The organism is Ectothiorhodospira mobilis (assembly GCF_016584115.1).
GTDB classification, from domain to species: domain Bacteria; phylum Pseudomonadota; class Gammaproteobacteria; order Ectothiorhodospirales; family Ectothiorhodospiraceae; genus Ectothiorhodospira; species Ectothiorhodospira mobilis.
On the sequence record NZ_NRSK01000011.1, the window covers coordinates 36,957 to 47,053 of the forward strand.

A 10,097-nucleotide genomic window follows, 5' to 3' on the forward strand; every position below is an offset into this window, starting at 1 on the left:
GAGGCGGCGCGCAAGCCTACAGGGAGGTATTCACGGCGGCCCGCTGCAGGGACACCCCCCGCACCGGGTGACCTCCAAGGAGCCCCCCGCAGGCTCCCCCCGCGATCCCCGACCCCGCCATGAACGAGCCCGTCACCGCGCTGCGGGGGGTGGGGCCGCGCATGGCCCAGAGGCTGGAGCGGCTGGGTATCCGCAGCGTCCAGGACCTGCTCTTCCACCTGCCCCTGCGCTACCAGGACCGCACCCGCATCGTGCCCGTCGCCACCCTGCGCCCCGGGGACGAGGGGGTGGTGGAGGGGGTGGTGGACCACACCGAGGTGGTGACCCGTGGCCGCCGCATGTGGCTGGTGCACCTGAGCGACGGCTCCGGCGGTCTGATCCTGCGTTTCTTCCACTTCTCCCCCGCCCAGCAGAAGACCCTGGTGCGCGGCACCCGGCTGCGCTGTTTCGGCGAGGCCCGCATGGGCCGCGCCGGCATGGAGCTGGTGCATCCGGAGTACCGTGTCCTGCGGTCCGCCCATGAGCCGGTGGAGGACTGTCTGACCCCCGTCTATCCCACCACCGAGGGGCTGCACCAGGCCACCCTGCGACGGCTCACCGATGAGGCCCTGGCGCGGGTGGACCAGTTGACGGAATGCCTGCCCCCGGCGGTGCTGGACGGGACGGGCCTGCCGGATCTGGCCACGGCCCTGCGCACGGTGCACCGCCCGCCACCGGACGTGGCCGTCTCCCAGCTGCTGGAGGGGCGACACCCGGCGCAGCGCCGCCTGGCCTTCGAGGAGCTGGTGGCCCATCAGTTGAGCCTGGGCCGCCTGCGGGCCCGGGCCACGGCCCGGGCGGCCCCCGCCGTGGGCGTTCCCGGCCGTCTGCTGGAGCGGCTGCGCTGCGCATTGCCCTTCGCCCTCACCGGGGCCCAGGAGCGGGTCATCGCCGAGATCCTGGCGGACATGGCCCGGCCCCATCCCATGCTGCGCCTGGTGCAGGGGGACGTGGGATCGGGCAAGACCCTGGTGGCGGTGGCCGCCTGCCTGCAGGCGGTGGAGGCGGGGTATCAGGCGGCGGTGATGGCCCCCACGGAGATCCTGGCGGAGCAGCACCTGCGCAACTTCCGTGCCCTGCTGGCCCCCCTGGGGGTGGAGACGGTCTGGTTCTCCGGCAAGCAGGGGGCCCGGGCCCGGCGGGAGGCGGCCGCGGCCCTGGTAGAGGGCACGGCGGCGGTGGCGGTGGGCACCCATGCCCTGTTCCAGGGGGAGGTGACCTTCCGGGATCTGGCCCTGGTGGTGGTGGACGAGCAGCATCGCTTCGGGGTGCACCAGCGCATGGCCCTGCGGGAGAAGGGGGCGGGGGAGGGCCGTCTGCCCCACCAGCTCATCATGACCGCCACCCCCATCCCCCGCACCCTGGCCATGACCGCCTACGCCGACCTGGACGCCTCCGTCATTGACGAACTGCCGCCGGGGCGGACCCCGGTGACCACCGTGGCGGTGTGCGACAGCCGCCGCGACGAGGTGGTGCAGCGCATCCGCCACGCCCTGGCCGGGGGCCGCCAGGCCTACTGGGTCTGTACCCTGGTGGAGGAATCGGATGTGCTTCAGGCCCAGGCGGCGGAGCAGACCCGGGACCTGCTGGCGGAGGCCCTGCCGGGGGCCACCGTGGGCCTGGTGCACGGGCGCATGCGGCCCCGGGAGAAGGAGGCGGTGATGGCCCGCTTTCAGGCGGGGGAGGTGCAGTTGCTGGTGGCCACCACCGTCATCGAGGTGGGGGTGGACGTGCCCAATGCCTCGCTCATGATCATCGAGAACGCCGAGCGCCTGGGGCTGGCGCAGCTGCACCAGTTGCGGGGCCGGGTGGGGCGGGGGCGCGAGGCCAGTGCCTGCGTGCTGCTGTATCATCCCCCCCTGTCGGACACGGCCCGGCGGCGGCTGGAGGCTCTGCGCTCCAGCACCGACGGCTTCGAGATCGCGCGCATCGACCTGGAACTGCGGGGCCCCGGGGAGGTGCTGGGCACGCGGCAGACGGGGATGATGCAGTTGCGCATCGCCGACCTGGTGCGTGACCAGGACCTGCTGGAGGATGTGCAGACGGCGGCGGCCCGGCTCCTGGCGGATCACCCCCAGCGGGTGGATCCCCTGATCCAGCGCTGGCTCGGGGCGGTGGAGGAATATGGACGCATCGCATGAGGATCTGCGCCACCCCTGGGACCTGTCCCCGGAGGCGGCCCGGGCGCTGCAGACGCGGCTGGCGCCGCGGGTGGAACGGGCGGACCGCTTTGGTCCCCTGGAGCGGGTGGCCGGGGTGGACGTGGGCTTCGAGCAGGGGGGCGGGATCACCCGGGCGGTGGTGTCGGTCTTCTCCTGGCCGCATCTGGAGCCCCTGGAGGATGCCGTCGCCCGCCTGCCCACCGCCTTTCCCTATGTGCCCGGCCTGCTGTCCTTTCGCGAGATCCCGGCGGTGCTCCGGGCCCTGGAGGGGCTGCAGGCCCCGCCGGACCTGCTGCTGTGCGACGGGCAGGGCATCGCCCATCCCCGCCGCCTGGGCATCGCCGCCCACCTGGGTCTGATCACCGGTCTGCCGGCGGTGGGGGTGGGCAAGTCCCGCCTGGTGGGGCGTCATGGGGAGGTGGGGGTGCTGCGCGGCTCAGCCGTGCCCCTGGCGGACCGGGGGGAGGTGATCGGCCGCGTGCTGCGCACCCGCACCGGGGTGCGCCCCGTGTATGTCTCCACGGGCCATCGCGTGTCCCTGGATGCGGCCTGCGAGCTGGTGCTGCAGGCCGCCCCCCGCTACCGCCTGCCGGAGCCCATCCGGCGGGCGGACCGCATCGCCTCCCGCCGGGACGGGCCCCGGCGGGAGGGGGCGGCTCAGAAGCGGTAGGCCAGCCCCAGGCTGAGGACGGGGTAGTACTTGATGTCCTCCACGTCGTCCTCCAGCTGGGCCTCCTCCCGGCGCAGGTCGTCCTCGAACTGGGCCTGCAGGGCCGCATTGTTCACCTGGCCGTCCAGGTCCACGCTGGGCGAGCCGGTGAACATCACCCCCAGATCGAAGGCGAAGGACCAGCCGCCGCTGCCCACGGCGTTGCCGTAGCCCACCCCCAGATAGGGGGCGAAGCCGTCCCAGTCCACGGTGGCGTCCAGGCGGGCGTCATAGGTGTCGTTGCCGATGTCCAGGCTGCCCTCGGCGGAGCCGCCGAACTCGTTGCCGTTGTAGTAGCCGCCGGCGCTCACCCGAAATCCCCCGCCGAAGGGATGCCAGTCGGCCAGCAGGGCGGCGCTGCGCAGTTCCAGATCGCCGTCGTACTCGATGCCGTCCTCTTCCAGTTCCCGGCTGTAGTCCAGGCCGTAGAACCCGCCGCGCAGGTTCAGATTGTCCCGCAGCCCCAGGGTCCCCTCCAGGCCGAGACCGGTGGTGCCCAGCTTGGCCCCCAGGGCAAAGCCCTCCGCCTGGGTGGTGGAGGCGGCGGCATAAAGGCCAAGACCCAGCAGGGTGGCGGCGAAGAGGGGACGTGTCGTCCATTGCATGGCATGATCTCCTTGGGTTCTCAAGGGTGGAGGATACGGAACCCGGGCGCCTGTGTTGGGCCCAAACTCATGGATCGTCCGTGACGGTCCCGTGGGGTTCCGCAGGGTTCCGGTGCGTTCAGTGATCCGGTTCACATTTGCGGCAACAGTGTACGACCCCACGCCGATGCCTCCCCTGACGCCCGTCAGCGAATCGGGGCCGCTGGGTGGGGCGCAGGGTTCATCCCGCAACGAACACCGAGAAGGAGGCCGACCCATGCGTTTCGATCCCCATCACCTGCTCTTTGGCGGTGCCGCACCGGGGGCGCCCCTGGCCGACGCCGGTCTGGCGGTGGCGCGCGTCTCGGCGGGGCTGATGATGGCCCTGGGACACGGTCTGGGCAAACTGCCTCCCTCCCCCGGGTTCGTGGGGTTTGTGGAGGGGATGGGGTTCCCCTCGCCCCTGCTGTTCGCCTGGCTGGCGGCCCTGGCGGAGGCGGCGGGGGGCCTGCTCCTGGCGGCAGGGCTGTTCACCCGGCCGGCCGCCGCCGCCATCCTGGGGGCCATGGCCGTGGCGGCCTTCATCGCCCATGGCGGGGATCCGGTGTTCGCCACCAGCGGCCCCAGCAAGGAACTGCCGTTGCTCTATGGCGCGGTGATGCTGACCTTCCTCCTGGCGGGCTGCGGACGCTACGGTGTGGATGCCCTCTTCCGCCGGGATTGAGGTTCGCTCCGGCATCCCCCGTGGCCGGGGGCGCCGGCATTCATCATCCTGTCATCGGGCTGCGCGTTAATGGCGGCGCGAACGTTCATTGTCTTTGGTGATCCATGAAGGAAGCACTGGCTGCACAGCCCGCACCCCGCGTGGTGCGGGCCCTGTCCAAGACCTATCTGACCCGGGCCCGGGAGGCCTGCGCCCGCCTGGAGGATCCCTCCGACGAGGAGGCCCTGCACGATTTCCGTGTGGCCCTGCGGCGGCTGCGCAGTCTGCTGCGGGCCCACAAGGGCTATGCCCGGCGCTGGCTCTCCAAGAAGCTGATCCGCCGCATCAAGGACCTGGCCGCCATCACCGGCCCCGCCCGGGATGCGGAGGTGCAGCTGGCCTGGCTGCGTCAGCGCAGGGACCGCATCAAGCCCCACCAGCGTCCCGGTTATGTGTGGATGCTGCAGCGCCTGGAGCGGCGTCTGGAGGAGGAATACACCGATCTGCGCCAGGAGCTGCCACGGGGCTTCAAGCGCCTGGACAAGCGCCTGCAGGCCCGCATGGAGGTGGATACGGACGAGGACGAGGCCCCCACCTTCGGCGAGGTCACCGCCCTGCGCCTGGGGGAGGCGGCCGAAGAGTTCGGGGAACACCTGGCGCGGATCCACGGCGAGTCGGCCGAGGCGGAGATCCACCGCGCCCGCATCGCCGGCAAGCGTCTGCGCTACCTGCTGGAGCCGGTGGCGGATGAACTGGAGGGCGGCGGCGCGCTGGTGAAGGAGCTCAAGGAGATGCAGGATCTGATGGGGGAGATCCACGACCTGCAGGTCCTTTCCGAGGAACTGGGGCAGGCCTCGGAGGAGGCCGGCGCCGAGCGCATGCGCCGGCTCATCGACCTGACGCTGCAACTCGGTCCCGAGGATCCGGCGGTGGAGACGGCGCGGCGCCAGGATGAACGGGCGGGGCTGATGAGCCTGGCCCGGGAGGTGCGGGACCGCAACGAGCACCTCATGTCCCGCCTGGCGGCCAAGTGGGATGATGGCGATGTGCACCGCTTCCTGGAGCAGCTGGCGCAGGCCCGGGGGCAGCTTGCGGCTGCGGGGGGCGCTGCGGCCATGCCCTGAAGGAGGGTCGCCCTCTCCGATTCGATTGCAATCGAATCCCTCAATCCGTCCTATTCACGGTCCGGTCTGTGCTATCTTCCCGTTCGGGATCGATCGGCAGGGACAGGGCCGTCTGTCCGGACGATCCGCAGCATCCATCCATGAAGAACCCGGGCGTGCCCCATGGCAACGCCCAGGCTCCCGAAGGAGTTCCGTTATGTTGAAAACCTATATCCGTTGGGCTGGCGCGGCCGCCCTGGGCTGCGCCCTGGCCGTGGGCACCGCCACCGCGGCCGATCACAACGACTGGCCGGAGTCGGCCAAGGTGGGCACCGCCTCCCAGGGGGGGACGTATTTCATCTATGGCGCCGGCTGGGCCGGACTGGTGCAGGAGACCACGGGCGTGAATATGTCCGCCGAGGTGACCGGCGGCCCCGCCCAGAACATGGTGCTGGTGCACCGCGGCGACCTGGAGTTCGGCATGACCACCATGGGACCGGCCTACGAGGGCTGGCATGGTGAACTGCAGGTGGCCCCGGGTATGGAGACCCGCGACGTGCGTGCCATGTTCCCCATGTACCGCACCCCCATGCAGGTGGTGGCCCTGAAGCGTTCCGGCATCGACAGCGTCTCCGATCTGGACGGCAAGACCGTGGGCGTCGGCCCCCGGGGGGGTACGGCGAGCATGTTCTGGCCGCGGTTCTTCGATGACCTGGGCCTGGACGTGAACGTGCGCTACGGTGGTGCCGCCGACCTGGCCGGTCAGGTGCAGGACGGCCTCATCGACGCCTTCGCCTTCGCTGCCGGCGTGCCCATCTCCGCCTTCAGCCAGCTGGAGGCCCAGCAGCCGGTGAACATCTTCTCCCTCAATGAGGCGCAGATCGGGGAGATGGTGGAGCAGCACCCGGTGAGCCCCATCACCATCCCCGCGGACACCTACAGCACCGTGGATGAGGACCAGCCCGCCGTGGCCCTGTGGAACTTCGCCATCGCCAGCAAGGACATGCCGGCGGACTTCGTCTACGAGATCATGAAGACGGTGCTGGACCACAATGACCGCATGATGGAGGTCCACCGGGCGGCCAAGGAGACCCTGCCGGAGAACATGAAGTACAACGACTTCATGTGGTTCCATCCCGGCGCGGTGCGCTACTACCAGGAGAAGGGCATCGAGGTGCCCGAGGACCTGATCCCGCCCGAATACGAGGGCTGAGCCGGAACAGGGAAGATGTGTGACAGGGACCGGGCCGCAACTGCGGCCCGGTGTCGTTTCCGCCGCGCTCACCGCCCTGCATCCCATCCCAACCGTATCCCCAGAAGATCCTGTCCATGACGCGCTCCGAGAACACGGGCTCCATCGATGCCGCCGCGGCCGCGGCCGCTGAAGAGGGAACTTCGTCCCAACGCAAGCTGACCCGCTGGCAGTACGGGCTGCTGTTTGCCCTGGGTCTGACCTATACCGCTTTCCACCTCCTGGTCCTCAACGTCTTTCCCATCGAGACCTGGAGTTTCCGTATCCTGCACGTGGCCGGTGCCCTGGTCATCGGTTTTGCCATCGTCGCCGCCTGCGCGCCGCCCTCGGAACAGCGGCGCCGACGATGGGCCCTGGAACTGGTCCCCATGGTGCTCACGGGGGGGCTGGCCCTCTATGCCCTGGGGGCGGTGGCCGCCGCCCATGCCCTGCGCATCTTCCAGGGACTGGATGCCCAGTCCATGCCCCCGTGGCTCTTCCCCAGCCTGGCCTGGGCCCTGGTGGCCGCCACGGTCCTGGGTATCCTGTTCGCCTGGGTCTTCAAACCCCGCTCCGACCGCATCGGCTGGTATGACTGGTCCCTCATGGCGGCCAGCCTCTCCGTGGCGGGTTATCTGCTGTTCCACCTGGCGGCGCTGCAGTTCCGCGCCGGGGTGATCCCCACGCAGCCGGACTTCTGGGTCTCCGTGGCGGGCATCCTGCTGATCCTGGAGCTCACCCGCCGTGTCGCCGGCATGGCCCTGGTGGTGATCGCCGCCGTGTTCATCCTCTACGGCTTCATCGGCCCCTGGCTGCCCGGGGTGCTGGAGCACAGCGGCTATGCCGCCGACCGCTTCATCACCTATCTCTATACGGACAACGGCATCCTGGGGCCCACCACGGCGGTCTCCTCCACCTATATCGTATTGTTCATCGCCTTCGCCGCCTTCCTGCAGGCCTCCAAGGTGGGGGACTACTTCGTCAACTTCGCCTTCGCCGCCGCCGGCCGCGCCCGCGGCGGTCCCGCCAAGGTGGCCATCTTCGCCAGCGGTCTCATGGGCATGATCAACGGCACCTCCGCGGGCAACGTGGTGGCCACCGGGTCCCTCACCATCCCGTTGATGAAGCGGGTGGGCTACAAGCCCCAGAGCGCCGCGGCCATCGAGGCGGCCGCCTCCACCGGCGGGCAGATCATGCCCCCGGTGATGGGGGCGGGGGCCTTCATCATGGCCGAGGTCACCGGCATCCCCTACACCGAGCTGATCATTGCCGCCCTGATCCCGGCGGTGCTCTACTTCGCCTCGGTCTATTTCATGGTGGACATGGAGGCCTCGAAACTGGGCATGAAGGGCCTGCCCTCCAAGGACCTGCCCCGGCTGGGGGCCCTGCTGCGCCAGGTGTACCTGTTCGCCCCCATCCTGATCCTCATCGGGGCCCTGTTCCTGGGGTATTCGGTGATCCGCGCCGGTACCGTGGCCCTGATGAGCGCTGTGGTGGTGAGCTGGCTCACCCCCTTCCGCCTGGGCCCCCTGGGCGCGGCCCGGGCCCTGGAGCTGGCGGCGCGCATGTCCATCCAGCTCATCGCCGTGTGCGCCTGCGCGGGGATCATCGTCGGTGTCATCGGGCTCACCGGCGTGGGGCTGCGCTTCTCCTCCATGCTCCTGTCGGTGGCCGAGAACAGCCAGCTGCTGGCCCTGGTCTTCGCCATGGGCATCTCCGTGCTCCTGGGCATGGGCATGCCCACCACCGCCGCCTATGCCGTGGCCGCCTCCGTGGTGGCCCCGGGATTGGTGCAGATGGGGGTGCAGCCGCTGGTGGCCCATTTCTTTGTCTTCTACTTCTCGGTGATCTCCGCCATCACCCCGCCGGTGGCCCTGGCGGCCTATGCGGGGGCGGCCATCTCCGGCTCCGAGCCCATGCGCACCTCCGTCACCGCCTTCAAGGTGGGCCTGGCGGCCTTCATCGTGCCCTTCATCTTCTTCTATCACCCGACCCTGCTCATGGAAGGGGAGTGGTGGCAGATCGCCCAGAGTCTGGTGACCTCGCTGGTGGGGGTCTACCTGCTGGCGGCGGCGGCCCAGGGCTGGTTCTTCGGCCGTGCCCCCTGGCTCGCCCGGGGGCTGCTCTTCGCCGGGGCCCTGTCCCTCATCTCCGGCGGGCTGATCACCGATGCCCTGGGGCTGTCTATCGGGGGCGGGCTCCTGCTCTGGCAACTGCGCTTCGCCCGGGGGCGGGGGGAGGAGGCCCCGGCGGCCTCCTCCGAGGCCTCTTAAGGGTACGGGCATCCCCAGGACACACCCGGGAGGGAAGAGATGGAGACAGATCGCTATCAGGTGATCCTCACGGGGGATACGGTCGCCGGGGCGGACCCGTCCGGGGTCCGTACCCGCCTGGCGGCCCTCTTTCACATCCCGGAGGAGAAGGCCGGGGCCCTGCTGAGCGGCCGGCCGGTGGTGGTGAAGAAGGGCCTGGATGCGGCCACGGCCGAACGCTACCGCACCCGGCTGGAGCAGGCCGGGGCGGTGGCGCAGGTGCTGGATGCAGCCCCCCAGGAGACCGCTGCCACTTCGGGGGAGGCCCCCGGGCAGGGGGCGGACCGGGCCGCTTCGGGGGACACGGCGGGCGAGGGGCTGACCCTGGCCCCGCCGGGGGCCCATCTGAGCGACCCGGAGCCACCGCCGCCCTTGCAGGTGGATCTCTCCGGCCTGACCCTGGGGGAACCCGGTGCCCGCATCGGCGAGCCCCGGGAGGTGCCCCCGCTGCAGGTGGATACCGGCGGGCTGGGGCTGGAGCCCCCCGCATCCGCGCAAGAGGGAGACCGGGATTGAGCCCTGCCGGGATGCGCCGGAGCAGGGCCCCGCAGGGCAAACTTTCCCCCGCGCCTGGACTCCAAGGGGATGAGCCCCTCCATGGAACCCCCGCGCCATGTTCGCCTTCCGCCACAAGACCGCCATGCCCAGCCCCGATCAGGCCCCCGCCGGGCGGGATACCCCTCTGGCGATCCCCCGCCGCCACGCCGTCCTGGACACCCCCCTGGCGCCCCCCTATCCCCGGGGCATGGCCCAGGCCGTGTTCGGCATGGGTTGCTTCTGGGGGGCCGAGCGGGCCTTCTGGGAGATCCCCGGGGTGTATACCACCGCCGTGGGCTATGCCGGGGGGTATACCCCGAATCCCACCTATCCCGAGGTGTGCAGCGGGCTCACCGGACATGCCGAGGTGGTGCGGGTGGTCTTCGACCCCGGGGTGGTTGCCTATGAAGACCTGCTGAAGGTCTTCTGGACCCGCCACGACCCCACCCAGGGGATGCGCCAGGGCAATGACGTGGGCACCCAGTACCGTTCCTTGGTCCACACCCGGGATGCGGCCCAGGCCGAAGCGGCCGCCGCCAGCCGCGATGCCTATCAGCGGGCCCTGGAGGCCCACGGCCGGGGACGCATCACCACGCAGATCCGGCCCGATCCCGGCTTTTACTTCGCCGAGGCGGATCACCAGCAGTACCTGGCCAAGAACCCCGGTGGCTATTGCGGCCTGGGGGGCACGGGCGTGCCCTGGCCCTGAGGTCGCTG

9 protein-coding genes are annotated in these 10,097 nt (G+C 70.6%); 8 read left to right on the forward strand and 1 reads right to left on the reverse strand.

Going from position 1 to position 10,097, the window contains the following annotated elements:
• The first annotated feature begins 119 nt into the window (after positions 1–119).
• Together recG and nfi are read left to right on the forward strand one after the other, a co-directional pair.
• Complete coding sequence (gene recG / locus CKO33_RS06395; RefSeq protein WP_200180481.1) at positions 120–2,180, forward strand: ATP-dependent DNA helicase RecG; 2,061 nt, start codon at positions 120–122, stop codon at positions 2,178–2,180.
• Positions 2,164–2,871, forward strand: a complete 708-nt coding sequence (nfi, locus tag CKO33_RS06400) for a deoxyribonuclease V (protein WP_200180483.1) — start codon at positions 2,164–2,166, stop codon at positions 2,869–2,871. Before recG ends, nfi begins: the two co-directional genes overlap by 17 nt.
• On the opposite strand, the gene CKO33_RS06405 is transcribed toward nfi, so the two are convergent.
• Positions 2,859–3,515 carry a hypothetical protein gene (locus tag CKO33_RS06405; protein WP_200180485.1) on the reverse strand — a complete coding sequence of 219 codons (657 nt, stop codon included), beginning with the start codon at positions 3,513–3,515 and terminating at the stop codon, positions 2,859–2,861. The two genes, nfi and CKO33_RS06405, sit on opposite strands and share 13 nt — an antisense overlap.
• Before the next feature lie 256 nt (positions 3,516–3,771).
• On the opposite strand from CKO33_RS06405, the gene CKO33_RS06410 reads away from it, so the two are divergent.
• The 6 genes from CKO33_RS06410 (at position 3,772) to msrA (ending at position 10,089) form a co-directional block, all read left to right on the forward strand.
• Positions 3,772–4,218, forward strand: coding sequence for a DoxX family protein (locus CKO33_RS06410; RefSeq protein ID WP_200180487.1), 447 nt, complete (start codon positions 3,772–3,774; stop codon positions 4,216–4,218).
• A gap of 104 nt (positions 4,219–4,322) precedes the next feature.
• A complete protein-coding gene (locus tag CKO33_RS06415; protein ID WP_200180488.1) occupies positions 4,323–5,321 on the forward strand; it encodes a CHAD domain-containing protein in 999 nt (332 codons plus the stop codon).
• 196 nt (positions 5,322–5,517) lie between these two features.
• Entirely contained in the window at positions 5,518–6,513 is a 996-nt protein-coding gene (locus tag CKO33_RS06420; RefSeq protein WP_200180490.1) for a TAXI family TRAP transporter solute-binding subunit, read from the forward strand.
• A 116-nt stretch (positions 6,514–6,629) separates the two neighbouring features.
• Entirely contained in the window at positions 6,630–8,804 is a 2,175-nt protein-coding gene (locus CKO33_RS06425; protein ID WP_200180492.1) for a TRAP transporter permease, read from the forward strand.
• A gap of 39 nt (positions 8,805–8,843) precedes the next feature.
• Entirely contained in the window at positions 8,844–9,359 is a 516-nt protein-coding gene (locus CKO33_RS06430) for a hypothetical protein (RefSeq protein WP_200180494.1), read from the forward strand.
• 97 nt (positions 9,360–9,456) lie between these two features.
• The gene (gene msrA / locus CKO33_RS06435; protein WP_200180495.1) at positions 9,457–10,089 is read left to right on the forward strand and encodes a peptide-methionine (S)-S-oxide reductase MsrA; all 633 of its coding nucleotides are present in this window, start codon (positions 9,457–9,459) and stop codon (positions 10,087–10,089) included.
• Positions 10,090–10,097: the final 8 nt, after the last annotated feature.

What these genes read in the sequence shown, in the direction of transcription:
- CKO33_RS06425 (WP_200180492.1), top strand. Translation starts at nt 6,630, where the DNA reads ATGACGCGCTCCGAGAACACGGGCTCCATCGATGCCGCCGCGGCCGCG.
- CKO33_RS06420 (WP_200180490.1), top strand. Translation starts at nt 5,518, where the DNA reads ATGTTGAAAACCTATATCCGTTGGGCTGGCGCGGCCGCCCTGGGCTGC.
- CKO33_RS06405 (WP_200180485.1), bottom strand. Translation starts at nt 3,515, where the DNA reads ATGCAATGGACGACACGTCCCCTCTTCGCCGCCACCCTGCTGGGTCTT.
- recG (WP_200180481.1), top strand. Translation starts at nt 120, where the DNA reads ATGAACGAGCCCGTCACCGCGCTGCGGGGGGTGGGGCCGCGCATGGCC.
- CKO33_RS06430 (WP_200180494.1), top strand. Translation starts at nt 8,844, where the DNA reads ATGGAGACAGATCGCTATCAGGTGATCCTCACGGGGGATACGGTCGCC.
- nfi (WP_200180483.1), top strand. Translation starts at nt 2,164, where the DNA reads ATGGACGCATCGCATGAGGATCTGCGCCACCCCTGGGACCTGTCCCCG.
- msrA (WP_200180495.1), top strand. Translation starts at nt 9,457, where the DNA reads ATGTTCGCCTTCCGCCACAAGACCGCCATGCCCAGCCCCGATCAGGCC.
- CKO33_RS06410 (WP_200180487.1), top strand. Translation starts at nt 3,772, where the DNA reads ATGCGTTTCGATCCCCATCACCTGCTCTTTGGCGGTGCCGCACCGGGG.
- CKO33_RS06415 (WP_200180488.1), top strand. Translation starts at nt 4,323, where the DNA reads ATGAAGGAAGCACTGGCTGCACAGCCCGCACCCCGCGTGGTGCGGGCC.